This is a genomic window from Cypionkella sp. (assembly GCF_036782355.1).
Classification (GTDB): domain Bacteria; phylum Pseudomonadota; class Alphaproteobacteria; order Rhodobacterales; family Rhodobacteraceae; genus Cypionkella.
This window is the reverse complement of record NZ_DAIPZF010000005.1, coordinates 1-25,507: the sequence shown is the minus strand read 5'-3', so window position 1 is coordinate 25,507 and position 25,507 is coordinate 1. Positions and strand designations below refer to the sequence as shown.

Below are 25,507 nucleotides of genomic sequence, written 5' to 3'. Positions count from 1 at the left end.
GCCACTGCGCCACCCAAAAGGAGATCAGAGATGATCGCAAGGCCTGTTTTGCGGGAAGATTTTGCCGTGTATCATTTGCATGGCGAAGGCAACATCCTGTTGTCGGACACCGAAAGTTTTGCGCTTGAAGGTGGCGCCATCACGCCCGTGCTGTCGATGATCGATGGCAAGCGGACCCGGGCGGAAATTGTTGCCAGTTTGGCCGGTCAAGTTCCCGCCGAAGATGTCTCGCACACACTAGATTACCTTGCGCAAATGGGACATCTGCGCGAAGCGGATGCGCAGGCTGCTCCAGAAGAGGCACTGTTCTGGTCAAGCCTTGGCATCGACACCCGCAGCGCACGCGACCGCGCCGCGGCCTATCCGATCAGCGTGATTGGCTTGGGCAAGACCAATCCTGAAATTGCCGCAAGTTGGTTGGGCTCGATGGGCTTGCAGATCGCCCCACAAGGGACCGAAGGTGCCGTGGCGCTTGTCTTGGCCGATGATTATCTCGATCCGCAGCTAGAACCGCTCAACCGACACTTTCAGACAAAGCGGATGGCTTGGCTGTTGGTCAGAGCGGCTGGGCTAAAGCCCTTGGTAGGGCCGCTGTTTGTCCCCGGCACGACAGGGTGCTGGGAATGTCTTCGAACAAGGCTTGTAGAAAACCGCGAGGTCGAGCTGCTGCTCTCGCGCCGTTTGGGTGTGGCCGGCCCACCCGAACGCCCCGTGCCACGCCCGCAGGCTTTTGTCGCGCAAACGCTCAGTGTGGCGGCGGTACAATTGGCGCGGCTTGTTCAATCAGGACGCAACGTCGATTTGGAAGGCCGAATACAAGAGTTGGATCCCCTCGGCTTTGCGCGCCGCCAGCATCCGCTGGCACGACGCCCCCAATGCGCGTGCTGCGGCGACCCTGCGGTGGGCAGGATCGGCGGGGCGCCTACGGAATTTCGCGCGTTTAGCGGCGTGAAAGGTGTCGAGAACGGTGAACGCAGCGCCAGTGCCGCCCAAACGCTATCACGCTACAGCCATCTGATTGGTCCGATAACTGGCATCGTGAAAGAGTTGATCCCCAGCAAGTGGAATGGCCATACCCCGTTGCTGTCTTACAGCGCAGGAAATAATTTGGCGGTGGCACCGATGGCGCTTTCAGGATTGAAGCAGAATCTGCGCAGCTACTCTTCTGGCAAGGGACGTAGTGATCAACAGGCCCGCACATCGGCGCTTTGCGAGGCGCTGGAACGCTACAGCGGCAAATATCGAGGTGAGGAAATCACCCTGCGAGGAAGCCTGCGTCAATTTGGCGATGCAGGAATTCACCCCAATAAGCTGATGCTTTATTCCGAAAAACAATACCGCGAACGTGACACTTGGAACGCGCGCGGCAGCCAGTTTCAGGTTGTGCCCTATTGGCTGGAAGAGACCGAGATCACAGATTGGACTCCGGTCTGGTCACACAGTGAAAAGCGGATCAAATATCTGCCTGCCAGTCTGCTGTTTTACAGCTACCCCGCTCAGGGCCCAAGGTTCACCAGCTGGGCAGACAGCAACGGTTGTGCCGCGGGCGCCTCTTATGAAGACGCCGTGTTACAGGGTCTTTTTGAACTGGTCGAGCGTGATAGCGTCGCGATCTGGTGGTATAATCGCGTGCAGCGGCCCCGGGTTGATCTTACCGCTTTGGATGATCCATTCATCAGCAGCATGCAGGCTTGGTTCGCGCAGATGGGGCGCGAGTTTTGGGTGCTTGACCTTACAACAGATCTTGGGATCCCATCTTATGTGTGCCTAAACCGTCGCACTTATGGGCCGACCGAGGATATCGTGATGGGTTTTGGGGCCCATCTGGACGCACGCACTGGCATCTTGCGGGCCATCACCGAAATGAACCAGTTTATGCCAGCGGTTTTGGATGTGGGCAGCGATGGCGTGACGCATTACGCCTTTGACGACCCCGAATACCTGCATTGGTGGCGCACAGCCACGCTCGAAAACCAGCCCTATATACAACCGAAAAGCGATATTCTCTCTGACCCAAGCAAAGCCCAGCGGCGGCAGGGTGGTGCGATTTCCGATCTGTTGGACGAGGCTATTGCAGCCATCGAAAAGGCCGGACACGAGGTGCTGATACTCGATCAGACCCGTGCGGATGTTGGCTTGCCGGTTGTGAAGGTCATGGCACCCGGACTGCGCCACTTCTGGGCACGCTATGCGCCGGGGCGGCTGTTTGAGGTGCCGCTCACCATGGGCGATGTTACAGCGCCCCTGCCCGAAACCGCGCTTAATCCGATCGCGATGTTCCTGTGAGGAGGCCGAGATGTACCTAAGCCTCTGCCAGCCACCCGGACAGCATCGTGGTCCGCGGACCAAAACCGACCCACTCGGCGTTTTGGATGAGATGCTGGCCAACTTGGGGATGTTGGCGCCACATACGGCGGTTGCGCTTGCTGATCTGTTGCGAAGACCGGTTGCCCGCAGCCAAGTCGATGCTCTCTTGATTGCAGCGATGCAGGGGGGTGAGCCATTGGCAGCTGTTGTGGCAAGCCAAGTGATGGACCAACTGGGCGAATTGCGTATGCTGGCCTATGCCACCGCAGCAGACGAAACCGAATCCCTGTTTCGGCTGGCTCCTGTCGCCCCTGCACCTGCCTTAACCGCGACATCTGCTAAGGCCGGCGTGACCTACCGGCTGTCGCGCTTTGCACAGATTCGGATGGATGAGGCCGGCCATGTGCCCGGGCAACTGCCGCATAATGCGGGGTTGATCCTTGAAAGCCCGCTGTCACCATTTCGCTGCCATATCAACCCACTTAGCCGCAGCACAACTGCAATGCAGGCCTTGGCTCTGCTGGGGTCTGGAGCTGCGCTTGAAGACTTGCGCCGCGCAGACATCCCCGAAGCCGATTGTGAACCGCTGCTAAGCTTGCTTTCTGCGGCAGGGTTGATCAGACCGCTAGACGCGAGCGGTCTGAGTGATGAAGACCAAGATCCGACCCTGCGGCAATGGGATGTCCATGATCTGGCCTTCCATCTGCGGTCACGCTTGGGGCGGCACGATCAGCGCATTGGCGGCGATTTTCGGTTCAAGAATATCATCGACCCGGTTCCGGCGCTTCGCCCCGAGCCAAAGCATCTGGCCCGACTTCAGCTGGCAAGGCCGGACGAGATGGCGATGGCAGCCAATGATCCAACCCTGTCGCAGACCATTGAGGCGCGCGTTTCGGTCAGGCCTGGGGCACGCCGGCCGCTTAATTTGCAAGAGTTAGGTCTTTTTCTTTGGCGCACCGCAAGGATCACCCGCATCTTTGACGGTGGAATAGGTGAGTTTACCGCCCGCCCCTATCCATCCGGCGGGGGCAGCTATGAACAAGACGTCTGGATCACTGCACGCGAGGTTGTCGGCCTGATGCCGGGCTTCTACTTTTACGCTGCCGCCACGCATGAATTATTGCTGGTCAGGCCGTGGAATACCGATTGTGAAGCGTTAATCGCGCAGGCCGTGACCGCGATGGCCGAGACCACCATTCCCGATGCGGTTCTGACGCTGGGCGCAAGGTTTCAGCGTGTAAGCTGGAAATATTCCGGCATGGCCTATGCAACCCAGCTTAAGAACACGGGTGCGATTTACATGGCCTTCTACATGGCGGCCACGGCTATGGGCCTGTCACCTTGCGGGCTTGGTTTAGGGTCAATCGAGACGTTTCGTCGCCTTACGGGTTCGCGGATCGAGGTCGAAGGCTCCATCGGGGAATTCGCGCTGAGTGGCCCACCCATAGGAGCATAAGGAGATCGCCATGCCCAAGCCCGATTTTCAGGAATTCGACCTGTGGTCCTTGCGTGACTTTGACGTTTCAATGACCAGCGACGATCGGCGCGAAACGGCAATCCGCCTGCGCGAATTGCTTGGCGATTATTACGTTCATCTTCCCCAAAAAGTAGGGGCAATGGCCATCAACCCCAGTCGCGAGTTGGAACTTCTGGCCGATGACGCACCACTTTACTACAATAACTTGGCGTTTCTAAATCGTCTGAACGCCGTTATCACAAAACTGCGCGATCGTCACACAGCGCTGCGGATGCCCGAGCCCCTGAACCGCATGATTGCCTTTCTGCCAGTTGTACTGGAAAGCTGTTATGAAGCGGGCCGCAGATTGCTTATTGTCAGCCGCATCGCTGGCGAAATCCCCGATGATCAGCTGCAAGTCGGCGTCGAGGTCACGCATTGGAACGGCACTCCAGTGGCCCAGCTGATCAATGACTTGTCTTGGAGCACGCCCGGATCAAACCCCTATGCACGCATTGCTTTGGCCCAGCGCAGCCTGACATTGCGCGCCTTAGGCTATATGCAAATGCCACCAGAGGATTGGGTGACGCTCAGCTACATCTCTTTGAAAGGCGAGCGTCGGCATGTCAGTTTGAACTGGCGGGTCGCAATCGCACCAGAGGGAGGCTCGACACCTGGAGCTGTGATGTCGGGAACAGCGATGGCCGCCCCCCTTGCCGCCATGTTAGGTCTGGATGAAGGCACCGCGATCGTCAACAGCGGGCTAAAGACACTGTTCTCTAAACCACGCCGCGCCAGTGTCATTCGAAAAAGTGGCCAGCGTCATGGTGCTTTATTGTCCGAGCCCTTGTCTGGTTCAGCAGGTCTTGAAAATCTGCTATCGGCCTCGACCCTGACCTTGGATGATGGGCGCAACTATGGCTATTTGCGCCTGTTTTCGTTTTCGGTTCAAGACGTGCGCCGCTTTGCCGAAGACATGGCCGCCTTGCTGCGACAGATGCCGCCAGCGGGCCTAATTATAGATGTACGCGGCAATCCGGGCGGGACCATCCCCGCAGGCGAAGCTTTGCTGCATCTGATAACCGATCGCGCGATCGAGCCAACGCGCAATGTCTTTCGCGCAAGCCGCCCACTTCGCGCCATGGCAGGTACAATTCCGTTTTTTCAGCGCTGGCAACGCTCGCTCGATCTTGTCTACGAAACAGGGCAGGATTTCTCGCAGGGCTTTGAGCTTTCAGATCCGGCAGACTATGCGGGGCTTGAACACAGCTATCGTGGGCCAGTGGTGGTGATCATTGACGCACTCAGCTACTCAACGACAGATTATTTTGTTGCTGGGTTTGAAGACAATCGTCTGGGGAATATTTTGGGGCTCGATCCGACCACAGGCGCGGGTGGCGCCAATGTCTGGAGCCTGTCGCAAATATCGGGATTTGCAGCAGAGGCAGGCTTACCCGAAATCCCGCTTTTGCCAGTTGGCATGGATTGCCGTGTTGCTGTGCGCCGCGCATTGAGGGCAGGGCCGAACCGTGGTCTGCCGCTTGAGGGGCTGGGCGCGATGGCAGATCAGCGCTACTTTCCAACACGACGCGACATCTTGGGCATGAACGAAGACATGCTGATGGCCGCCGTCAACCTACTCCAGCGCCCAGCGTCTGTTTAAGGCCGCCTTGCTTAGGGCAAACGTGTGGATCCCAAGGCCAACAGCTGCGCCCAGAGGGCAGCTTCTGCGGTGCTGGCCTTGCCCTGAATGCGCACCGCGCGCACTTGCAATTCGCAACTGGGCAAGAGCTTGGACAGATCGAAAAGCCGCCCGGTCTGTAACCTGTCTTGCGCCAGCGATTTTGGCACCCATGCCACCCCCACCCCCACGGCTGCCATTTCCAGTGCTGCAAGCGTTAACGCGGTTTCTGCTTTGGCCGAGGCCAGCGTCACCGGTTCCAGCAGTGGAAGGATTTTGCGCGCCATCACTTCGCCCAGAAACACATCGGCGGGATAGGCGATATACAGCAGCTCTGACGGCGGGGCCAAGGCAAAGCGCTGGGTCAGATCCTCGGCAAAAACTGGGATCAGCTGATCAGAGCCAAACTCGATGGTTTCGATAAAATCGCCCGAAAGCTCGTTGGCCTCATCCAGCAGCCGGTACAAAATCGCAATATCGGCCTGCCGCGACAGCAACAGCGTCAGGCATTCATCGCGATTGGCCGAGCGCAGCCGCACATGCACATCGCCATCCTGCTTGCTCATATTCTGAATGATCTGCGGCGTGAGTGAGGTTGTCAGCGAATGCTGGCTGGCGATCACAATGCGATTGCTGGCAATGCGGTCGCCGCGCCGCAGATCGACAATCAATTGCCGCAACGCCGCGGCGATATGCTCGATCTGCCCGCTTTGCGCCAAGGTGGTGGGGCGCAGTTGCACTGGCTTATGGCTCCGATCAAACAGCTCGACGCCGATAAACTCCTCGATATGGTGCACGCGGCGTGAGAACGCCGATTGCGTCAGCCGCCTGCGTTCCGCCGCACCGCTGAAAGAGCCGGTTTCGGCAATCGCAAGAATATCTTCCAGCCATTCCAACCGCATCGCATCCCCCGTTAACTTGCATTTTATGCAATATGGTTCAACTATTTCGCATTTGTAAACAAGTCGATGTGGATCAATAGTTGCGGGATGCAAGTTATCAGAAGGACGTCGCCAATGCATCTCGCTCGTTTCCCTCGTGTTTTCTTGGCGCATCTGCCGACGCCCTTGGAAAAGCTGGACCGGCTGTCAAAAGAGTTGGGCGGGCCGGAAATCTGGATCAAGCGCGACGATTGCACCGGGCTTTCGACAGGCGGCAACAAGACCCGCAAGCTGGAGTTTCTGATGGCCGAAGCGCAGGCGATGGGCGCGGATACGGTGATGACCCAAGGGGCTACTCAATCCAACCACGCGCGCCAAACCGCGGCTTTTGCAGCAAAACTCGGCATGGGCTGCCATATTCTGTTGGAAGACCGCACCGGATCAAACGACGCCAATTACAACGGCAACGGCAATGTGCTGCTGGATCATCTGCATGGCGCGACCACCTCGAAACGTGCTGGCGGGGCTGATATGGCCGCCGAGATGGAGGCTGTCGCGGCCGATCTGCGCGCGCAGGGGCGCAAGGTTTACATCATTCCGGGCGGTGGGTCGAATGCCACCGGCGCGCTTGGCTATGTCAATTGCGCCTTCGAGCTGGTCTCGCAAGCCAATGATCGCGGCTTGGTGATTGACCACCTGGTCACCGCAACAGGCAGCGCGGGCACCCAAGCCGGCCTGATCACCGGTCTGAAAGCCATCAATGCGGGCATTCCGCTGCTGGGCATGGGCGTGCGGGCGCCCAAGGATAAGCAAGAGGAAAACGTGTTCAATCTGGCGCTGAAAACCGCCGAAAAGCTGGGCTGCCCTGATGTGGTGAAACGCGGCGATGTGATCGCCGACACCAGCTATGTCGGCGCAGGCTACGGCATTCCGCGCGCCGATACGCTGGAGGCCATTCGGATGTTTGCCGAGCTAGAGGCGATTTTGCTTGATCCGGTCTATTCCGGCAAGGCGGCGGCGGGCCTGATCGACTATTGCCGCAAGGGCCGGTTCAAAAAGGGCGAGCGGGTGGTGTTCTTGCACACCGGCGGCTCGGCGGCGCTGTTTGGCTATGACGCCGCTTTTGCCGAGCATAACGCCACACTTCGGGTCTGATCCGCCGATGCGCCACGCTCTGATCCGCGCCAAAACCCTTCAGCCGCCCCGCATTCGGGCGCGGCGGCTGGTTTTGGCGCGAGATTACAGCAAGACAGACGCACAGGCCCTGAACCGCCCGAAGATCGGGCAAGCGCAGCGGCAAAGGGCTGATTGTTTCAGCAGATGGCGCAGGCCGTGCCTGATTGGGGCGCGCCCGCTTGGCAGCACGGCGCTGATCGGCCAGCCTTGCGCCAAGGGTGGCGCCCTAAATCGGCAGCGGGGCAAGACATGAGACGGGTTGGCATTCTTGGTGGCATGGGGCCAGAGGCGACGGTTCTGATCCTGCAAAAGCTGCTGGCGGCGGTGCCTGCCCAAGATGACGCCGACCATATCCCTGTTATCGTTGATCAAAACCCACAAGTCCCCTCGCGCATTCGGCATCTTTTGGAAGGCAGCGGGCCAGACCCCGCCCCCGTGCTGGCCGAAATGGCGCGGCGTTTGGTGGCCGGCGGGGCCGAGGCTTTGGCGATGCCTTGCAACACCGCACATCATTATGCCCCCGCCATTCGCGCCGCCGTCACCGTGCCTTTTCTGGATATGATCGCGCTTTCGGTGCGCCATGCCCGCGCATTGGTGCCGCAGGGGCAAAGCGCGATCGGCATCCTTGCCTCGCCTGCGGTGCAAAAGGTGGGGCTGTTTGATGCAGCGCTTGCCAAAGCAGGGCTGACCGCGTTTTATCCAAGCACGCCCGAGGCAATGCTGGCAGCCATTCGCCAGATCAAGGCGCAGGGGCCAAGCGCGGCAGCGCGGCAAGCCCTGCGCGATGCCTCGCAAGAGCTGCGCGCGCGCGGCGCCTTGGTGCAGATGATCGCCTGCACCGAATTTTCGCTGATCGCTGAGGCGGTTGCGACAGATATTGTGGCATTTGACACGCTGGATCTGCTTGTCACTGCTATCGTGAAATTCGCGCAGACCAATGGCGCGGAGGAAGAACAGGCAGCATCGTGATTGCCTGACGTAAAACCCACAACGACAAGGAGAGACCCAAAATGAACCTTAGCATTAAAAGATTTCTGATCGGCGTCGCGGCCTCGAGCCTTCTTGCGACCTCGGCCTTGGCTGATAAAATCATCATCGGCCACTTCGGCAACCCTACACCGATGCAGCTGCTTGCAGCTTCGGATGCGCTGAAAAATGACACCGGCTGGGATATCGAGTGGCGCAAGTTTGACTCGGGCACCGATGTGATCGCGGCAATGGCCTCGGGCGATGTGGTCTTGTCAGAGCTGGGGTCTTCGCCGCTGGCGATTGCCGCCAGCCAAGGCGTTGATCTACAGCTGATCGCCTTTTCCGACATCATCGGCAAAGCGGAATCGCTGATCGCTCATAACGACAGCGGCATTGCCAGCGTCGCCGATCTGAAGGGCAAGCGCATCGCGGTGCCAATCGGGTCGACCGCGCATTTCTCGCTGATGGGGGCCTTGCAGCACGAAGGCATTGCGGTGGGCGATGTCACCATCATTGGCATGAAGCCCGACCAGATCGCGGCCTCGTGGGAACAAGGCGTGATCGACGCGGCCTGGATCTGGCAGCCGGTGCAATCGGAACTGCTGAAATCGGGCACGCTGATCCTTGGCGCGGATCAGGTTGCGGAATGGGGTTTTCCAACCTTTGACGGCTGGGTGGTGAACCGCGAATTCGGCCAAGCGCATAAGGCCGAAGTGGTGGCTTTCCTGAAGGAAATCGACAAGGCAAACGCCTCTTACCTTAGCAACCCAGCGGCTTGGACTGCCGATTCTGCCGAGGTGAAAACCCTTGCCAGCGGCACCGGGGCGGATGCTGCACAAGTGCCTGGAATTCTGGAAGGTTTTGGCTTTTTGCCAATGGCTACCCAGATCACCGACACCTGGCTTGGCGGCGCTGCTAAAACCATCAAAGGCACGGCTGACTTCCTGAAAGAGGCAGGCCGGATCGACAGCGTTGGCGATGATTACGCAGGCTTTGTGAACCCAGAGTTTGCCGCAGAAGCTGCAAAATAAGCCCAGTCGGGCTGCCCAAGCGCCACCTGCTTGGGCAGCCCCCCTTCCCGCCTGAGAGGACTTATGGGACTGACAATCGACCAAGTATCAGTGGTATATCCCGCCGCCGACCGCCGCCCGCCTGTCGAAGCGCTCAGCAAGATCGACCTGACCATCGACAGGGGCGAATTTGTGGTGGCGCTGGGGGCTTCTGGCTGTGGCAAGTCAACGCTGTTGAACCTGATCGCGGGGTTTTTGTCGCCCTCGTCGGGGGATCTGTTGCTGGACGGGGTGCCGGTCTCTGGCCCCGGAGCGGACCGCGCGGTGGTGTTTCAAAAGCACGCGCTTTTGCCTTGGCTGAACGTTTTGGACAACGTCGCCTTTGGCTTGCAAATTCAAGGCATCTCGAAAGCCCAGCGCTACGAGATGGCGAATAAATTCGTAGGGCTTTTGGGGCTGGATGGCTTTCAAGCCTCGCCCGTCTACAAGCTTTCGGGCGGCATGCAGCAAAGGGTGGGCATTGCCCGCGCGCTGACCTGTGACCCAAAGGTTCTGCTGATGGACGAACCCTTGGGCGCGCTGGATGCGCTGACCCGCGAAAAGGCGCAGGAATTGATCCTGAACATCTGGCACGAGACGCAAAAATCGGTGTTCTTCATCACCCATAGCGTCGAAGAGGCGCTGTTCATGGGCACCAAACTGGTGGTGATGTCGCCGCGCCCTGGTCGCATCACCCATCTGTTTGACCTGCCGTTTTCGCGGCAATTCCTGGCCGGAGCCTCGGCGCGGCAGGTGAAAGCCTCGCCCGAATTTATCCGCCTGCGCGAAGAGATTCTGACCATCATCTTTGCCGATGAAGAGGCCGCAGCATGAGCAAACCATCCAAACCCACAGGGCTGATCGCCCGCCTGTCGCGCGCGCGCCCCACCAAACCCGGCGAGATCTACGGCGTGCCCGGCCAAGGCAACACGCTTTGGCTTTCGGCCTGCTCGGTTGCAACGTTCTTCTTTATCTGGTGGCTGGTCACCGCGATGGGCTGGGTCAAACCCTTGTTCGTGCCCTCGCCTCAGGCGGTTTTTGGCAAGTTCATTGCGATCTGGAACGATGGCTTTACCGGCACGCCGTTTTTAGAACACCTTGGCGTCTCGACGCTGCGGGTGTTTGGTGCGTTTTTACTGGCCTGCGTCATCGGCCTGCCGCTCGGGCTTGCCATGGGGATGAGCCCGCTGATGCGTGGCCTGTTTGATCCGCCGATCGAGTTTTACCGCCCGATCCCGCCGCTGGCCTATCTGCCGCTGATGATCATCTGGTTTGGCATTGGCGAGACCTCGAAAATCCTGCTGATCTTTCTGTCGGTCTTTGCGCCGGTGGTCTTGGGCGCGCGCTCGGGCGTGAAATCGGCAGCCATTGAACAGATCCACGCCGCCTATTCCTTTGGCGCCTCGCGTTGGCAGGTGATGCGCTATGTCATCATGCCCTCGGCCCTGCCCGAGATCCTGACCGCGATGCGTATCGGCATCGGCTTTGGCTGGACCACCCTTGTCGCCGCCGAGATGGTCGCGGCCACCAAAGGCCTTGGCTATATGGTGCTTTCAGCCAGCCAGTTTTTGCAAACCCCTGTGGTGATCATGGGTATTTTCGTCATCGCCATCATCGCTTTTGCTTTTGATCTGTTGATGCGTTTTGTCGAGCGCAGGCTCGTGCCTTGGAAGGGCAGAATGTAATCCGAAAGACAAACCCATGATATATATGAAAAAAGCCACCCCACCCGCGCCTGCGGATCAGCAAGATGTGCGCGCGACTGTGGAAAGCATCTTGGCGCAAATCGCCAGTGGCGGCGAAGATGCGGCCCGGGCCTTCACTGCCGATTTGGATCATTGGAGCGGCGATATTGTCGTATCGCAAGCCACGCGCGCGGCTGCCGCCGCTTTGGTGCCCGATCAGCTGAAAGCTGATATCCGCTTTGCCCATGACAACATCCGCCGCTTTGCCGAAGCCCAGCGCGCCACCGTGACCGATTGCGCAGTGGAAATTCTGCCCGGATTGATGGCGGGGCAAAAGCAGATCCCGGTTTCGGCGGCCGGATGCTATGTGCCGGGCGGGCGCTATAGCCATGTTGCCAGCGCCATCATGACCATCACCACCGCCAAAGTCGCAGGCGTGCCGCATATTGCGGCCTGTTCGCCACCGCGCGCGGGTCAGGGTATTCCGCCCGCGATCCTTTACGCGATGGATCTTTGCGGCGCGGATGTGATTTTGAACATGGGCGGGGTGCAAGGCGTGGCTGCGATGGCGAACGGCCTGTTTGGCCTGCCCAAAGCCGATATCCTCGTCGGCCCCGGCAACCAATATGTCGCCGAAGCCAAGCGCATTCTCTACGGCCAAGTCGGCATCGACATGTTTGCGGGCCCAACCGACAGCATGGTGATTGCCGATGCAACTGCCGATGCCGCCATGGTCGCCGCCGATCTGGTTGGACAGGCCGAGCATGGCTATAACTCGCCGGTCTGGCTTGTCACCTCGGACCGCGGGCTTGCAAGCGCGGTGCTGGATCTGGTGCCGCGCCTGATCGCCACGCTGCCCGCGCTGAACCGTGACAGCGCGCAGGCGGCTTGGACCGAGCTTGCGGAAGTGATCCTCTGCGATGGCCCCGAAGAGATGGCGCAAGTCGCCGACCAAGTCGCCCCCGAACATTTGCATGTGCAGGCGGCCAATCTGGAGTGGTGGCTGAACCGGCTGCGCGCCTATGGGTCGCTGTTTTTGGGCGAAGAAACCACGGTGGCCTTTGGCGACAAAACCTCTGGCCCGAACCATGTGCTGCCCACCTCGGGGGCTGCGCGCTACACCGGCGGGCTTTCGGTGCATAAGTTCATGAAAACAGTGACATGGCAGCGCGCCACCCGCGCCGCCGCCCGCCCCTTGGCCGAAGCCACCGCGCGCATTTCGCGGCTGGAGGGAATGGAGGGCCACGCCCGCTCTGCCGATATTCGGCTGGCGAAGTTCTTTCCAGATGAGGTGTTTGATCTGCGCGCGCCGGCGATCTCGGGCTAGGGGGGCGTCAGTTGCTGGCATATCAACGCAAAGGCCAAGGCCCGACATTGGTTTTGGTGCATGGCTATCTGGCCGGCAGCGCGATTTGGGCGGCACAGATTGAGGCCTTCAGCCGCGATTATGATGTGATCTGCCCCGATCTTGCAGGCTTTGGCGCCAGCGCCGATCTGACCGCCCCCGACAGCATTCAGGGCCATGCGCAGCTGGTGTTGGATCTGCTTGATCACCTGCAAATCGACCAGTTTGATCTGCTGGGGCATTCGATGGGCGGGATGATTGTGCAGTCCATGGCCGTGATGGCGCCCGCGCGTCTGCGCAGTTTGATCCTTTACGGCACCGGCCCGCAGGGTGTTCTACCCGGCCGGTTCGAGACCATCGCGCAATCGCGTGCAAGGATCACCGAGCAAGGTCTGGCAACCACCGCCCGACGCATTGCCGCGACTTGGTTCTTAGAGGGCGAGAAAGCCGCAGGCTTTGCCCTTTGCGAAAGGCTTGGCCAACAGGCATGCCTGCAAGCAGCTTTGGCCAGCTTGACAGCTTGGGAAGGCTGGGATGGCCGCAGCAGCCTTGCCGATATCACTGCGCGGACGCTGGTTTTATGGGGCAGCCAAGATCGCTCTTATGATTGGTCGCAACCCGAAGCACTTTGGCGCGGCATAGCAGGCGCTGATCTCAGCGTCGTACCACAGTGCGCCCATAACGTGCATCTAGAAAAGCCGAAACTTTTCAACACCTTGCTGGCCGATTTTTTACGCGGCACATGATGGCTAGGCCCTAAGATCTGCCCCGCAGGCTTTGTGCGGTTTGCAATGCCCCGCTTGCCACTTTACCGCGGCTGAACCTTGCCAGCACGACAACCGCAGACAGGCGCGCCAGAGCCTCTGAAAAACCGACCTCTGCCGCGTGAATATGCAGTGTCCCCCTTGATCCGTGTCAAAATTCCGACGATCCTGCCTGCCTTATGCGGGCGATTGGTGGGCGGTGTATCCCAGAGGAGATGACGATGACGACCGAAGAATTGCGGGCAATCGCCAAACGAGAGATGCCGCAGATCAAAGTTGAAACTGTGGCGGGCAGCTATCGTTGGAACGTGATTGACAGCCTTCCCGGCAATCGACACATCGGCATCGAACTTGGCGTTGCGGGTGGCTCGTTTTCGGCGCGCATGATGCGTTCTGGCAAGTTCAAACGCTTTTACGGCGTCGATATTTACGGCGATGGACATACCGTTGTTGAATATAAAAAGGCCCTGCGCAGCGTCGGCCTGAACCGCAACTTTCACCTTTTGCGGATGACGTTCGATCAAGCGCTGGATCTATTTCCCGATCAGTTTTTCGATTTCATCTATGCAGACGGCTATGCCCACACCGGCGAAGAAGGCGGTCAAACCTTGCTGAATTGGTACGCTAAATTAAAGCCGGGTGGCGTGATGGCGGGGGACGACTACGATCCAGAGGCTTGGCCCTTGGTTGTTTGGGCCGTTCACAACTTGGCAGATCAGCTTGGCGTCGATCTGAAAATCACGGATTTAACGGTGGATGAGACTTACAACCGCTATCGCTCTTGGTATTTTACCAAGCCCGAAGGCCCAGAGGCCGAACTGCGGCCAAGCCCTTTGCTTGTCCAGTTTGGAAACCAAGAAAAAGCTGCACGCGCAGAAAAGAACAAGGAAAAAATCGCGGCCAAGCGCGCGCGACATGGATCGTCTTGAATGAGCCGCTTAGGGGTCTTAAGGCCCTCTCGTTGCCAGAGATTAATGCGCCCATCCCCCTTCAAATCAATCTTTTCTGGAAAAGCCCTTATACCTTCAGATGCTTCGCTGCTTGATGGTCCGGTATGCTCGGAGTTCTGTGTGAAATTTGTAAAGGATTTGCACACAGGCAAAACGGCGAAAAAACTGCGCTTTCTGGAAAACGTTTATCTTTAAGTTATTGATTTTATTTATTAATTTTGGTGACTCCGGCGGGATTCGAACCTGCAACCTGTCCCTTAGGAGGGGACTGCTCTATCCAGTTGAGCCACGGAGCCACTCTGCTCTATTTGCGGAAAAAACCGCAAAGATGCAACAGGCTGTTGAGGTGATTTTGGAAAGGTAAGGGGGAGTGAATTTTTGGCCCACCACTCCCCCTAAGGTCCGTCGCGTCTGGGTTGAGAGCTTGCAGGACGCGCAGGATATCGTCGGCCTTAAGACCGTTACCGCTAACATAGCTGATATTGTAGGCTTGGACAAGCGCTCTTTTAGCGGTAACACTAGCGCACGCCAGAACAGATAGGCCCAGACAACGTGAGCATCCCACCGATTTCCGATCCCCGCCGCACCTTGACCCTTCGCGATGTCTCCGAGGCCTCGGGGGTCAGCGAAATGACTGTCAGCCGCGTGCTGCGCAACCGCGGCGATGTCTCGGAAAGCACCCGCGAACGTGTGTTGGAAGCGGCGCGGCGGCTGGGCTATGTGCCCAACAAAATCGCAGGAGCGCTGGCCAGTCAGCGGGTAAATCTTGTGGCGGTGATCATCCCCTCGATGTCGAATATGGTCTTTCCCGAGGTGATGACCGGCATTTCGGACACGCTGGAAGATACTGGCCTGCAACCCGTTGTCGGCATTACCAATTACTCGCCAGACCGCGAAGAATCCGTGCTTTACGAGATGCTGTCCTGGCGGCCATCGGGCGTGATTATCGCGGGGCTGGAACATACCGAAGCCGCACGCGCGATGATGGCGCAGGCCGGCATTCCGATTGTCGAGATCATGGATATCGATGGCACGCCCGTAGATTCCGCCGTTGGCATTTCGCATCGCCGCGCGGGCCGCAAAATGGCCGAAGCGATTATCGCCGCGGGCTATCGCAACATCGCCTTCCTTGGCACGATGATGCCCTATGATCACCGCGCTCGCAAACGGCTGGAGGGCTTTGAAGAGGCTTTGGCAAAGGCCGGCCTGACGTTGGTCGATCGCGAGTTTTACTCGGGCGGCTCGGCTCTGCTGAAAGGGCGCGAGATGACCGAAGCGGTGCTAACCCGCAGCCCTCAGGTGGATTTTTTGTATTATTCCAATGATATGATTGGCGCTGGTGGACTTTTGTACTGCCTGCATAAGGGCATTGATGTGCCCGGCCAAATCGGTCTTGCGGGGTTCAACGGCGTCGAATTGCTGGATGGTTTGCCGCGCAAACTGGCCACGATGGATGCCTGTCGCCACGAAATAGGCCGCCGTGCCGCAGCCATCATTGCAGGCAAGGCACAAGGCGAGGTGATCGGCGGCGAGGTTGTCGAGCTGTCACCAACCTTGCAGCGCGGCGATACCATTCGCAACTAACTGCCTTTGACCAAACTCGTTTTCCCGTGGCGTTTTACCAGTAGATCGGATCTTTCATGAAAAAACCGAGCAGCAAAACCCGCTCTCGCATCGCCCCGCATGTGCAGAAATGGATCAGCGATCCCGCCAGCTTTGCACTGCCCGAAGGCGTGGAAACGCGTCAGGTCAGCCTCCCCGATCACGAGGTGATCTTTGCCTTTTCCAACCCCGAGGACCGTATCCAGCGCAAGCATCGCCGTGGCAAATATTACGAGCCAGACGAGCTTGAGGCGATCCGCGCCTATCTGAAACCAGGTGATGTGTTTTGCGATTTGGGCACCAATATTGGCAATCACACGCTGTTTGCCTTGCTGAGTCTGGGGGCATCGAAATCCATTGTCGTAGAGCCAAATGTCGCAGCCTACGCGCTTTTGGTGGCCAATCTTGTGCTAAACGGCCTGCTTGACCGCGTTGACACCCAGCATCTTGGGCTTGGGGTCGGGCGTAAGGCCTCGGGCGGCTTTGGCATGTCCGTGCCAGAAAAGAACCTTGGCGCAGGCACGCTTAAGGCCGGAACCGGCGATATCGAGATCAAGACCGGCGACGCACTGCTGGCAGATCAGCAGGTCGATTTTATCAAGATCGACGTCGAAGGCATGGAGATTGATGTCATTGAGGGCCTGCGCCAAACCATCGCCCGCTGCAAACCGCGGATCTTCGTTGAAATCGACCGAGAGAATAATAACGAATTTTGCGCGCTGATGGCCGAGCTTGGCTATGTTGAGGCGCTAGAGGTGCGCAAGCTCCGCTTTAACCGAAACGCGATTTTTGTGCCAGCATGACCGCGGCGGCGCCGCAAGACTGATCCAAAGACGGGCGCCCTGCGTAGAGTTTGCAGGTGTTTAAAGGAGATGTTCAATGGTCGTTTCGCGCCGCATGATGGTTATGTCCCTGCTGACTGCCCCCGCCGCTTTGGGGGTCTTGCCGGCTCTGGCCGCCAGCTCTGCCCCCGGCTTCAGCTTTGAGTCGATCGACGGCGGCAGCTATGACACCGCGCAATGGCGCGGCAAGCCGGTACTGGTGGTCAATACGGCCTCGATGTGCGGCTACACGCCGCAATATGCCGATTTGCAAGCGCTGTCCGATCTGCTGGGCGCGCGGGCGGTGGTGCTTGCGGTTCCGTCGAACGACTTCAACCAAGAGCTTGCCAGCGAGGCTGAGGTGAAGAACTTTTGCGCGCTGAACTATGATCTAACTTTGCCAATGACCACGATCACCCATGTTGCCAAGGGCGATGTTCATCCGTTTTACGCTTGGGCAAAGGCGCAGAGCGGGTTCAAGCCCGGCTGGAACTTTAACAAGGTCTTGTTGGATAAAGACGGCAATATCGTCAAATCTTGGGGATCAAACGCCAAGCCGATGGGTCCTGTAAAAGAGGCGATGGAGGCCTTGCTGGGCTAAGGCCGCCTAGAACCCCGCCGCCAAACGCGCGCCTTGGTCTATGGCGCGTTTGGCGTCCAGCTCTGCCGCAAGATCCGCGCCGCCAATGACATGATGCGCAATGCCCGCCAGCGTCAGCCGCTCTGCCAACCCGCGCTCGGGCATCTGACCGGCACAAAGCACCACGGTATCAACCGGCAAGACCTGCTCGACCCCGTCGCGGGCAATCCGCAAGCCCTCCGGCTCGATGCCCAGATAGCTGACGCCGCCGATCATCTTCACACCCTTCATCGCAAGGGCTGCGCGATGGATCCAGCCAGTGGTTTTGCCCAGATGGCGGCCAAGCTTTTCGGCCTTTCGCTGCAACAGCCAAACCTCGCGTTGGGGCGCTTCGGGCAGTGGTTGCACCAAACCGCCCGCGACATCCGCCGGATCACCAACCCCCCATTCGCGCCGCCATGCGGCTGGATCTTGGGCCAACAGATGCGGACCAGCGACCAGAAACTCGGCGACATCAAAGCCGATACCGCCCGCGCCAATCACCGCCACCCTTGGCCCCACCGGCGCCCCTTGCAGCACCTCGATATAGCTTAGCGCGCGCTCTTGCCCCGCAAGTGCTATGTCACGCGGCACGACACCAGTGGCGATCACCACCTCGTCAAAGCCGTGCAGGTCTTCCACCTTTGCCGCAACGCCCAAACGCAACTCAATCTGCGCCGCCGCGATCGAGGCTGCAAACCAATCAACCAGCCCGTCGAATTCTTCTTTCCCCGGCACGCGGCGCGCAAGGTTTAGCTGGCCGCCCAAGGCATTGGCGCGGTCAAACAATACCACCTGATGCCCGCGCTGTGCTGCAACCAGCGCCGCCATCATCCCCGCAGGGCCTGCGCCCACCACCGCCACCCGTTTTGACGACAAGCTGGGCGGATAGCTTAGAACCGTTTCATGGCAGGCGCGCGGATTGACAAGGCATGAGGTCAGCTTGCCCGAAAACGTATGGTCCAAGCAGGCCTGATTGCAGGCGATGCAGGGCGCAATCAGATCGGCCCGCCCCGCCGCCGCTTTGGCAACAAAGTCGGGGTCGGCCAAGAACGGCCGCGCCATCGACACCATATCGGCCGCACCTTCGGCCAGCAGGGCTTCGGCGACATCAGGGCTGTTGATCCGGTTCGAGGTGATCACAGGGATCGAAACCTCGGGCCGCAGCCGCGCGGTCAGATAGCTGAAGGCCGCGCGTGGCACCGAGGTGGCAATCGTCGGCACCCGCGCTTCGTGCCAGCCAATGCCGGTGTTCAAAAGGCTTGCGCCCGCGGCCTCGACCGCGCGGGCCAGCAGCACGACCTCGTCCCAAGTCGAGCCGTCGGGCACCAGGTCAATCAGGCTGATGCGGTAAATTAGAATGAAATTAGGCCCCACCGCCGCCCGCACCCGCCGCACCACCTCGACCGGCAGGCGCATACGATTGGCATAAGATCCGCCCCAATCATCGGTGCGGGTGTTTGTGTGGCGCACCAGAAATTGGTTCAGAAAATAGCCTTCCGACCCCATCACCTCGACCCCGTCATAGCCCGCGGCCTGCGCGCGCTGCGCGGCTGTGACGATGGCGCTGATCTGCGCCTCGATGCCTTCGGCATCCAAAGCGCGCGGCGCGAAGGGCGAGATTGGCGATTTTATCGCCGAGGCCGAAACGCAGTCTTTCGAATAGGCATAGCGCCCAGCATGCAGGATCTGCATCGCAATCCGCCCGCCCGCCTGATGCACGCGGTCGGTGACAAGGCGGTGGTTTTCAATATCTTGATCCGAAAACAGCCCCGCCGCACCCGGAAACACCCCACCTTCACGATTGGGCGCCATGCCGCCGGTCACCATCAGCCCGACGCCACCGCGCGCGCGAGTGGCATAAAATTCCGCCACACGGTTCCAATCGCCGGTTTCTTCCAGCCCCGTGTGCATAGACCCCATAAGCACCCGATTTTTCAGGGTGACATGGCCAAGATCAAGTGGGGCCAGCAGGTGGGAATAGGGCATAGGCTTCCTCCGATTTCGTCGAAGGATGACGCAGCAAGCGCGCCCTGTCACCCAAAACGCCGCGTCACCCTACTGCGCTGTCTCTATGCAATGCCGCCGGAAGGCCCGCTTAAGCATATCAAGTTCGGCCCGCAGCAGATCGACCTCTGCCCGCAGATCGTCTTCCATGGCAACACCCGTAATCACCGAAAAATGCTGTAACTTTTCGCCAGTCGCAAGATTGCGGATCAAAAAGGTCTGCACCCCTTCTGATAAAACCTCGATCGGGATCGGCACCCGCACCAGCCAATCGCCCTCACGCTCGGGCACGCGGGTCACGCTTAGTCCGGCCACGACCTGCTCTAGATGCACCACCTCCAACTCAGGTTCGGCGGCGATGCCGGTCAGCACCCCCTCCCAAATGCCCGAGCGGATCCTTGTCTTTGTCAGTTTAGCGTCCATTCTGCGGCCTTTACAGTTCTGCGCGGGGGCGGCGGCTAAGGGTGATATCCCGCAAGATGATTTGGTTCATCTCGGGGCCTTCAAAGATCAGATCAACCCATAGCCGTTCGACCCGACGCTCATTTATCTTTGAATAGGCAAGATCAAATTCGACCATCACCTCTTCCTCATTCAGGGGCAGTTCGCGCACAATCTGTTCGACATTGGGACCGTGCTTGATGTTCAATCTGGCGAAAATCTCCAGCGGTTTTTCCATCTCGACGATCACATCCATGCGAATGACATGCTTTTGCTTTAGGCCGCGCGCCGCATCTTCTGGCAGGTCAACGACCAGCGACAGAAACGAGCCGTCAAAGCGGAAAACGTCCATCCGAAAGCCAAAGGGCGCAATATCCGAAGCTCGCGAGTTGCGGATCTGGCGCACGGTCAGTTCAGAGCGGCGGCAATCGTGAAACAGCGTCGCGCCGTCAAAAATCTCGGACTTACCAGAGACGCTGGCAAAGCCTGGAATGGGCAGCGGGCCCTTCCAAAGATCAGGCCGCCAGGTCCAATCGGTGCCAGGGGGTTTGCGGATGATGTTCGAACCGATGACCGGCAACGCAAGCCGATGGTCGGCGGCATGGATCACCCGATCCAGATTGCGCCGAAGCGCGCGTGCCCGGCCGCGCAAGCCGCGCAAAGCATCCAGATCAGCCGTCTCTGCCTGATCGCCCGCAAAGCTCCAGTGCCGCAACACCCGCCGATGCAGATAGCTGTCGACAAACCTTGTCAAAATGCGCCGCATGAACCCTCTACTTTTTACCACGGCTTCAAGGCCAAGCCTGACACCGAAACCGAATCTTTTATCGCTGCTAAAATGTTAATACTCCATCCATAAGACAAGCCGACAAAGGGCGTCCCTAAAATCTTTCTGCGCCATGTGGCGCGGGCGGTCTATCGGTTGGCCTTTTGCAAGGCGCTGTAGCTGGCTTCTAACAACGCGCGGCCATCCTCGGGCAGCAGCGGATGTTCGACTGTGCCGGTGGCCGATAACGTCACCAAACGGCCCGATATGGCCGAAATTGCCCGCCAATAGCTGCCGATGGCGGCATCATTCAGATAAAGCCACAGCACAGACTCGCTGCCAGAGGCAGAAATCAGCGTCACATCTTCAGCCTTTGCACTGCGACTTAGCGTGGCACGACCCTCTTCAGATTGGAAAAACGCCGCAAGGGCGACACCGCCCGCCGTCATCACCCCGCCCGAGGCTTCGGCGCCGATCGAAATCGTCACCAAAGCCGCCACGACCTTTGATCGTGCCGCGCATCGCCCCAGAAAAACCACCGCTGTTTGCGCAGAGCCGGCCGCTGACTGCGGCTCGATACAATAGCCACGCGGCGCGACAACGCGAATGGCACCATCCAAAACCACCGTCTCGGCGCGACCGGACAGCATCGAAAGGCTTGGCAGACCAGACAGGCCAGAGCCCAGCTGACAGGCTGCCAAACTCAGGCACAGGCCAATCCCTGCTAATCTAACAAAAACGATACGCATAAATACTCGTCACAACTGCCCTACCCAAAGGGATAGTCTCGTCGTGGCTTTGCGACAAGGCGGATTGCCAAATTCGGTAAGATCAGCACAGAGTTGTTGCAGAAAAGGGAGCGAAGATGTCAGACAGTTTTGCCACATATGTTTCAGGTCAGGCCGATCTTTACGCCGCTTTGCGTCAGGTTGCGGCGCAAGGGGCAGAGCTGCCAGCAGTGATGCAGGCGCTTTGCGCTGGCGATAGTGTGGCGCAACAGACTGCAAAGCGGTTGCAGGCCGTAGACCAAGGCTTGCTCAGGGCTGTGATGCGGCGGGGGCGGGGGCTGGACGCGACCCAAGCAGAAGCCGCGGTGCGCGCCTATTTGTCCAAGATCTCACCCGCGCTGTTGTTTGCACCCGATCTGGCTAAAGCCAAGACCACCGCCCTGCTAACCGAGGGCCAGCGCCCAGATATGCCCGCTTTTTCTGACCCCAGCTTTGATGCTTGGTTTGCGGCGCAAAAGGTCGATTACGGCCTTGGCGCTTATGGCGAAAAGCGCAGCGTCTATCAAACCGCGCAGTTCGCCGATGCTGCCAGCCCAGAACGCCGCACGGTTCACACCGGTATCGATATTTTTGCCCCCGTGATGACGCCGGTTTTTGCGCCTTTGGCCGGTGTGGTCAAATATCTTACCTATAACGCCGATCCTTTGGATTATGGCCACACCCTGATCTTGGAACATGCGGCCGAGGGGGTTAGCTTTTACAGTCTTTACGGCCATCTGGCACATAGCCTGCCACAGCTGCTTGCAGTGGGCGATCCGGTGCAGCCGGGCCAGCATATCGCCGATCTGGGCGATTGGCATGAAAATGGCGGTTGGGCCGCGCATCTGCACTTTCAAATTATGACCGATATGTTGGATCAAACCGGCGGCAATTTCTATGGTGTCGGCCATGAAAGCCTGTGGGATGTCTGGAGCGGGATCTGCATCGACCCCAATCTGGTGCTGCGCATCCCCGCCGAAAGGTTCGCGCTGTAATCCCAGCCGAGTGTTGCCCTGCCTTCAACGATCCTCGCTAAAACCTTTGATAGAACGCAAGCTCGCCGCGTTCTTGCCCGATTTGCGGATCAATAAGGTCGCATCTGCCCACTCTATTCGCTTGGGGAAAACAATGGATCGACTGACTGAAATGGAAGCCTTTGCGATGGTCGTTGACCAAGGCGGCTTTACCGATGCGGCAAAAAAGATGGGGATTTCGAAATCTGCGGTCTCAAAGCATGTCTCGGCGCTCGAGGCACGGCTTGGTGCGCGGCTTTTGAACCGTACGACGCGGCGCGTCAGCCCAACCGAGATTGGTCTGGCCTATTACGACCGCGCCCGCCGCGTGCTGAATGATGCCGGAGAGGCAGATGCCTTGGTCACATCCATGCAATCTGCGCCTTCGGGCCTGCTGCGCATTTCAGTGGCAACTGATTTTGGCGTGAACCTGCTCTCGCCGATCTTGGGCGACTTTCTTTTGGAATACCCCGATATCACCGTCAACATGGTGCTGAACAACCGTTTTGTCGAATTGATCAGCGAAGGCTTTGATATGGCCATTCGTGTCGGTGAATTGGAAGACAGCACCCTGCGCGCCCGAAAGCTGACCGATACCACCAGACGGATGATCGCCTCGCCTGGGTATTTCCAAAAGCACGGCCGTCCGCTGAAAATCGACGATCTAAACGACCATAAGCTGCTGCATTATTCCAATCAGGCCAATGGCAATGTTTGGAAAGTTACCGCGCCTTCCGGCGAAAAGCGGCAGGTGCGCACGGCGGGCTGGCTGACAGTTAATGATGGTCAAAGCCTGCTGAACGCCGCAGTTTCGGGGCTTGGCATCGCCTATTTGCCCTCTTTCCTTTATGCCGATGCGATGAAGCGCGGCGAGGTGGAAGACGCGATCCCAAATCTGCCGGTGGAAACGCTGGGCATCTATGCCGTCTACCCGCCAGGCCGGTTTACCCAGCCAAAAGTGCGCGCTTTCATCGACTTTCTTGCGCGCCGCTATACCGACAAAGGCCCGGATCAGTGGTAAAGACTGGCCAAAGCGACGACACCTGTTGCTTTGGCTTTCGCGACCATTCTGGCTGGCGGCGGGTTAATGTACCAAGCCCAAATGCCGCGCCTCGATAATCGCCTGTCGCCGGTTCGAGGTGCCCAGCTTTTTATAGATATTGCGCAAATGAACCGGCACGGTTTTTTCGGATATTCCCAATTCAAGACTAACGTCTTTGGTTGAAAGCCCTTTCGACAAAAGGCCAATCACTTCGCATTCCCGCTTTGTCAGATTAAGCTCTGGCTGCCGCTCGCGGGACTTTGTGTCGAAATGCGGTGAAACGGTAATACGTTTCAGCAAATGCAGCGCAACAGTCGGACTAAGCGGCGCACCGCGATTTAACACTTCAGAGATCGCAGATTTCACGCCAAAAGTGGCATCGCCCTTCAACAAATAGCCGCTGGCCCCTGCTTTTATACATTCGACCACGGTTTCTGAATCTGACTTATCCGAAATCGCAATAACGGCTGTTTTCGGATGAAGTTTGCCGATCAAGCGGATGACTTCCAGCATGCAGTCATCCGAGAAATCTAGATCAACCAACAGAACATCGTAAAAGAATTGCAGCATAGCTTGTTGAAAATCTGGGCTGGATTTAAAGACCGATGTTTCCGCCACATAATCCCATTTCGACAAAACACCCGAAAAGCGATCCGAGAGGAAGGTTTTGTCTTCCAAGATTGCAACGTTGATCATTCCAGCCTCCCAGCTCTTGTATTTATCGGCCTCATTCAAAGAAACTGACAAAATACCCGAAATGCTTTGGCAGAAAATCACCGTACTAGGCGTTGGACTATAAGCACCGCAGACACAAAAGGAATAGTAAATACAACCCTAAGGATTATTAAGTACTTTAGGTTGATATTGATGGAACTACAGACAATATCCCGCCTTCATTCCCTTATGTCATTAATAACGTAGGTATTTGTAGGGTCAATATCCTGCACACAAAGACAGGTCTGAAACCCCCAAAGAGAATTTTGCTATATTTTTGGATAGTCAGCCCAAAAGCCAGCGCAACGGCCAGATCAAGCTTTTATGGGGCCGATAGGTCAGGTGGCGAGGAGAGTGGGGCGCAATCGTTGCGCACGGCGGCGGCCTGCGGCAACTCTGCCGCTTCCGCGCGATCAGCAGACCTGCACCACAGCAGGTCGGCAGGCAAAAAAAGAGCGGGCGCTGTGCCCGCTCTTTCATTGGCGTTAATCCGTTAGGATTAGAAGCTCATCGACACGCCGAGGTCGAAGGACGACTTAGCGCCTTCCGACTTCGAGACGCCACCAGCGACAGTAGCACCGCCGCCGAGGTCATAGGAAGCGCCAACGCCGTACGAACCGACTTTGGTGAACGACGAGGAGTAGAAAGCGGTCATAGCAACCGACGACATCGAGTAGTCAGCCGACAGAGCATAAGCGTTGTTTGCTGCGGTGTTCTTGTCAGCAACTTTAGCTTTGACGGTTACGCCCGACATTGTTGCGGAAGCCAAAGCAGAAGTTTGGGTGGTTGTGCCATTGTCTTCAAAGCCAACTGCTACCGAGTAAGCGTCGGTCGAGTACTTAACAGCAACCGACATCTCCTGCTTAGCAGCTGTGGTTTGGCCAAGGCCAAGACCAAACGACAGTGCGCCTGCCGAGTAGGTGTACAGAGCAGCGGTTTTGGTGTTGCCCAGGTAACCGATTTCGTTGTTCGAACCCAGACCGGTGAAGCCAACGCCCGAAACTTGACCAACGATTGCGTCAGCAGCGCCAGAAACATCGCCCATGGTCAACTTGCCGAATGCGCCGGAGATGAACACGGTCGAGTCGCCGTTTGCGGTATTGCCCTGGCCCGACTGGTCAGCACGAACCGAAGCGCCGAAGGTCAGGCCGTTGTCGGTCTCACCCGAAGCTGCGAAGCCAATACGAACACGCGACGTGAACGCCACGTCGGAACCTACAGCAGCAACTGCTGCCGATGCTGCTGCTGCAGTCTTAGCAGCTGCCAAAGCAGTGTTTGCTGCGGTCAAGTCAGCGGTCGTGGTTGCTGCATTCACATCAGCCTGTGCTGCTACAACTGCGTCTGCGTCAGCAGCAGCGGTTGCGCCAGCAGCTTTAGCAGTTACGGAAGGAGTGCTCACAACGCCCATACGGACCGAAGCAGTGGTTTTCACTTCAGCAGCGGCATAGCCGG

At 58.3% G+C, this 25,507-nt stretch carries 23 protein-coding genes and 1 tRNA gene; 16 read left to right on the top strand and 8 right to left on the bottom strand.

The genetic code is table 11. From position 1 onward, the window contains the following. Positions 1 to 30: 30 nt before the first annotated feature. The 3 genes from V7Q10_RS03040 to V7Q10_RS03030 are packed head-to-tail and all read left to right on the top strand — an operon-like array spanning position 31 to position 5,426. Positions 31 to 2,286, top strand: a complete 2,256-nt coding sequence (locus V7Q10_RS03040) for a TOMM precursor leader peptide-binding protein (RefSeq protein WP_333867570.1) — start codon at positions 31 to 33, stop codon at positions 2,284 to 2,286. Between the two features lie 10 nt (positions 2,287 to 2,296). After that, positions 2,297 to 3,763: a SagB family peptide dehydrogenase gene (locus V7Q10_RS03035; protein ID WP_333867569.1), complete on the top strand. Its 1,467-nt coding sequence runs from the start codon at positions 2,297 to 2,299 to the stop codon at positions 3,761 to 3,763. 10 nt (positions 3,764 to 3,773) lie between these two features. Further along, on the top strand, positions 3,774 to 5,426 hold the full coding sequence (locus V7Q10_RS03030; protein WP_333867568.1) for a S41 family peptidase: 1,653 nt from the start codon (positions 3,774 to 3,776) through the stop codon (positions 5,424 to 5,426). Positions 5,427 to 5,437: 11 nt separating this feature from the next. Here V7Q10_RS03030 and V7Q10_RS03025 read toward each other — a convergent pair whose 3' ends face one another. Continuing rightward, a complete protein-coding gene (locus tag V7Q10_RS03025; RefSeq protein WP_333867567.1) occupies positions 5,438 to 6,346 on the bottom strand; it encodes a LysR family transcriptional regulator in 909 nt (302 codons plus the stop codon). Positions 6,347 to 6,460: 114 nt separating this feature from the next. Between V7Q10_RS03025 and V7Q10_RS03020 the strand changes: the two genes are divergently transcribed. The 8 genes from V7Q10_RS03020 (at position 6,461) to V7Q10_RS02985 (ending at position 14,242) form a co-directional block, all read left to right on the top strand. Further along, positions 6,461 to 7,480 carry a D-cysteine desulfhydrase gene (locus V7Q10_RS03020; RefSeq protein ID WP_333867566.1) on the top strand — a complete coding sequence of 340 codons (1,020 nt, stop codon included), beginning with the start codon at positions 6,461 to 6,463 and terminating at the stop codon, positions 7,478 to 7,480. Positions 7,481 to 7,750: 270 nt separating this feature from the next. Further along, positions 7,751 to 8,470 (top strand): aspartate/glutamate racemase family protein, encoded by a 720-nt coding sequence (locus tag V7Q10_RS03015; protein WP_333867565.1) that lies wholly within the window; start codon positions 7,751 to 7,753, stop codon positions 8,468 to 8,470. Positions 8,471 to 8,511: 41 nt separating this feature from the next. Then, a complete protein-coding gene (gene tauA / locus V7Q10_RS03010; protein WP_333867564.1) occupies positions 8,512 to 9,501 on the top strand; it encodes a taurine ABC transporter substrate-binding protein in 990 nt (329 codons plus the stop codon). A 63-nt stretch (positions 9,502 to 9,564) separates the two neighbouring features. Further along, positions 9,565 to 10,353 (top strand): taurine ABC transporter ATP-binding protein, encoded by a 789-nt coding sequence (locus V7Q10_RS03005; RefSeq protein ID WP_333867563.1) that lies wholly within the window; start codon positions 9,565 to 9,567, stop codon positions 10,351 to 10,353. Beyond that, positions 10,350 to 11,204: an ABC transporter permease subunit gene (locus V7Q10_RS03000; RefSeq protein ID WP_333867562.1), complete on the top strand. Its 855-nt coding sequence runs from the start codon at positions 10,350 to 10,352 to the stop codon at positions 11,202 to 11,204. The genes V7Q10_RS03005 and V7Q10_RS03000 overlap by 4 nt, the downstream gene beginning before the upstream one ends. Positions 11,205 to 11,220: 16 nt before the next feature. Continuing rightward, a complete protein-coding gene (gene hisD / locus V7Q10_RS02995) occupies positions 11,221 to 12,531 on the top strand; it encodes a histidinol dehydrogenase (protein WP_333867561.1) in 1,311 nt (436 codons plus the stop codon). A gap of 11 nt (positions 12,532 to 12,542) precedes the next feature. Beyond that, entirely contained in the window at positions 12,543 to 13,295 is a 753-nt protein-coding gene (locus tag V7Q10_RS02990; RefSeq protein WP_333867560.1) for an alpha/beta fold hydrolase, read from the top strand. A 239-nt stretch (positions 13,296 to 13,534) separates the two neighbouring features. Then, complete coding sequence (locus tag V7Q10_RS02985; protein WP_333867559.1) at positions 13,535 to 14,242, top strand: class I SAM-dependent methyltransferase; 708 nt, start codon at positions 13,535 to 13,537, stop codon at positions 14,240 to 14,242. Positions 14,243 to 14,482: 240 nt separating this feature from the next. On the opposite strand, the gene V7Q10_RS02980 is transcribed toward V7Q10_RS02985, so the two are convergent. Further along, positions 14,483 to 14,559 (bottom strand) — tRNA-Arg (locus tag V7Q10_RS02980). Positions 14,560 to 14,815: 256 nt separating this feature from the next. Between V7Q10_RS02980 and V7Q10_RS02975 the strand changes: the two genes are divergently transcribed. The 3 genes from V7Q10_RS02975 to V7Q10_RS02965 all read left to right on the top strand — a co-directional run bounded on the left by V7Q10_RS02975 (position 14,816) and on the right by V7Q10_RS02965 (position 17,287). Then, positions 14,816 to 15,847, top strand: coding sequence for a LacI family DNA-binding transcriptional regulator (locus V7Q10_RS02975; protein WP_333867558.1), 1,032 nt, complete (start codon positions 14,816 to 14,818; stop codon positions 15,845 to 15,847). A gap of 56 nt (positions 15,848 to 15,903) precedes the next feature. After that, entirely contained in the window at positions 15,904 to 16,668 is a 765-nt protein-coding gene (locus V7Q10_RS02970) for an FkbM family methyltransferase (RefSeq protein WP_333867557.1), read from the top strand. A 76-nt stretch (positions 16,669 to 16,744) separates the two neighbouring features. Further along, positions 16,745 to 17,287: a glutathione peroxidase gene (locus V7Q10_RS02965; protein ID WP_333867556.1), complete on the top strand. Its 543-nt coding sequence runs from the start codon at positions 16,745 to 16,747 to the stop codon at positions 17,285 to 17,287. 6 nt (positions 17,288 to 17,293) lie between these two features. On the opposite strand, the gene V7Q10_RS02960 is transcribed toward V7Q10_RS02965, so the two are convergent. The 4 genes from V7Q10_RS02960 to V7Q10_RS02945 all read right to left on the bottom strand — a co-directional run bounded on the left by V7Q10_RS02960 (position 17,294) and on the right by V7Q10_RS02945 (position 21,268). Continuing rightward, positions 17,294 to 19,294, bottom strand: coding sequence for an NADPH-dependent 2,4-dienoyl-CoA reductase (locus V7Q10_RS02960; RefSeq protein WP_333867555.1), 2,001 nt, complete (start codon positions 19,292 to 19,294; stop codon positions 17,294 to 17,296). Between the two features lie 69 nt (positions 19,295 to 19,363). Further along, on the bottom strand, positions 19,364 to 19,735 hold the full coding sequence (locus tag V7Q10_RS02955) for a hypothetical protein (RefSeq protein WP_333867554.1): 372 nt from the start codon (positions 19,733 to 19,735) through the stop codon (positions 19,364 to 19,366). A 10-nt stretch (positions 19,736 to 19,745) separates the two neighbouring features. Continuing rightward, on the bottom strand, positions 19,746 to 20,519 hold the full coding sequence (locus V7Q10_RS02950) for a DUF6478 family protein (RefSeq protein WP_333867553.1): 774 nt from the start codon (positions 20,517 to 20,519) through the stop codon (positions 19,746 to 19,748). Positions 20,520 to 20,668: 149 nt separating this feature from the next. Further along, on the bottom strand, positions 20,669 to 21,268 hold the full coding sequence (locus V7Q10_RS02945) for a hypothetical protein (RefSeq protein ID WP_333867551.1): 600 nt from the start codon (positions 21,266 to 21,268) through the stop codon (positions 20,669 to 20,671). A gap of 116 nt (positions 21,269 to 21,384) precedes the next feature. On the opposite strand from V7Q10_RS02945, the gene V7Q10_RS02940 reads away from it, so the two are divergent. After that, the gene (locus V7Q10_RS02940; RefSeq protein WP_333867550.1) at positions 21,385 to 22,281 is read left to right on the top strand and encodes a peptidoglycan DD-metalloendopeptidase family protein; all 897 of its coding nucleotides are present in this window, start codon (positions 21,385 to 21,387) and stop codon (positions 22,279 to 22,281) included. 133 nt (positions 22,282 to 22,414) lie between these two features. Next, positions 22,415 to 23,320 (top strand): LysR family transcriptional regulator, encoded by a 906-nt coding sequence (locus tag V7Q10_RS02935; protein WP_333867549.1) that lies wholly within the window; start codon positions 22,415 to 22,417, stop codon positions 23,318 to 23,320. Positions 23,321 to 23,383: 63 nt separating this feature from the next. Here V7Q10_RS02935 and V7Q10_RS02930 read toward each other — a convergent pair whose 3' ends face one another. Both V7Q10_RS02930 and V7Q10_RS02925 read right to left on the bottom strand, forming a co-directional pair. After that, positions 23,384 to 24,037: a response regulator transcription factor gene (locus V7Q10_RS02930; RefSeq protein ID WP_333867548.1), complete on the bottom strand. Its 654-nt coding sequence runs from the start codon at positions 24,035 to 24,037 to the stop codon at positions 23,384 to 23,386. Positions 24,038 to 24,554: 517 nt separating this feature from the next. Next, the coding region (locus V7Q10_RS02925; protein ID WP_333867547.1) for a porin at positions 24,555 to 25,507 on the bottom strand (953 nt) is incomplete at its 5' end.

Coding starts and splice junctions, on each gene's coding strand:
- V7Q10_RS02965 (WP_333867556.1), top strand. CDS start 16,745: ATGGTCGTTTCGCGCCGCATGATGGTTATGTCCCTGCTGACTGCCCCC.
- V7Q10_RS02970 (WP_333867557.1), top strand. CDS start 15,904: ATGAAAAAACCGAGCAGCAAAACCCGCTCTCGCATCGCCCCGCATGTG.
- V7Q10_RS03035 (WP_333867569.1), top strand. CDS start 2,297: ATGTACCTAAGCCTCTGCCAGCCACCCGGACAGCATCGTGGTCCGCGG.
- V7Q10_RS02930 (WP_333867548.1), bottom strand. CDS start 24,037: ATGATCAACGTTGCAATCTTGGAAGACAAAACCTTCCTCTCGGATCGC.
- V7Q10_RS03000 (WP_333867562.1), top strand. CDS start 10,350: ATGAGCAAACCATCCAAACCCACAGGGCTGATCGCCCGCCTGTCGCGC.
- V7Q10_RS02950 (WP_333867553.1), bottom strand. CDS start 20,519: ATGCGGCGCATTTTGACAAGGTTTGTCGACAGCTATCTGCATCGGCGG.
- tauA (WP_333867564.1), top strand. CDS start 8,512: ATGAACCTTAGCATTAAAAGATTTCTGATCGGCGTCGCGGCCTCGAGC.
- V7Q10_RS03015 (WP_333867565.1), top strand. CDS start 7,751: ATGAGACGGGTTGGCATTCTTGGTGGCATGGGGCCAGAGGCGACGGTT.
- V7Q10_RS02940 (WP_333867550.1), top strand. CDS start 21,385: ATGTCAGACAGTTTTGCCACATATGTTTCAGGTCAGGCCGATCTTTAC.
- V7Q10_RS03040 (WP_333867570.1), top strand. CDS start 31: ATGATCGCAAGGCCTGTTTTGCGGGAAGATTTTGCCGTGTATCATTTG.
- V7Q10_RS03005 (WP_333867563.1), top strand. CDS start 9,565: ATGGGACTGACAATCGACCAAGTATCAGTGGTATATCCCGCCGCCGAC.
- V7Q10_RS02955 (WP_333867554.1), bottom strand. CDS start 19,735: ATGGACGCTAAACTGACAAAGACAAGGATCCGCTCGGGCATTTGGGAG.
- V7Q10_RS02960 (WP_333867555.1), bottom strand. CDS start 19,294: ATGCCCTATTCCCACCTGCTGGCCCCACTTGATCTTGGCCATGTCACC.
- hisD (WP_333867561.1), top strand. CDS start 11,221: ATGATATATATGAAAAAAGCCACCCCACCCGCGCCTGCGGATCAGCAA.
- V7Q10_RS02985 (WP_333867559.1), top strand. CDS start 13,535: ATGACGACCGAAGAATTGCGGGCAATCGCCAAACGAGAGATGCCGCAG.
- V7Q10_RS03030 (WP_333867568.1), top strand. CDS start 3,774: ATGCCCAAGCCCGATTTTCAGGAATTCGACCTGTGGTCCTTGCGTGAC.
- V7Q10_RS03025 (WP_333867567.1), bottom strand. CDS start 6,346: ATGCGGTTGGAATGGCTGGAAGATATTCTTGCGATTGCCGAAACCGGC.
- V7Q10_RS03020 (WP_333867566.1), top strand. CDS start 6,461: ATGCATCTCGCTCGTTTCCCTCGTGTTTTCTTGGCGCATCTGCCGACG.
- V7Q10_RS02945 (WP_333867551.1), bottom strand. CDS start 21,268: ATGCGTATCGTTTTTGTTAGATTAGCAGGGATTGGCCTGTGCCTGAGT.
- V7Q10_RS02935 (WP_333867549.1), top strand. CDS start 22,415: ATGGATCGACTGACTGAAATGGAAGCCTTTGCGATGGTCGTTGACCAA.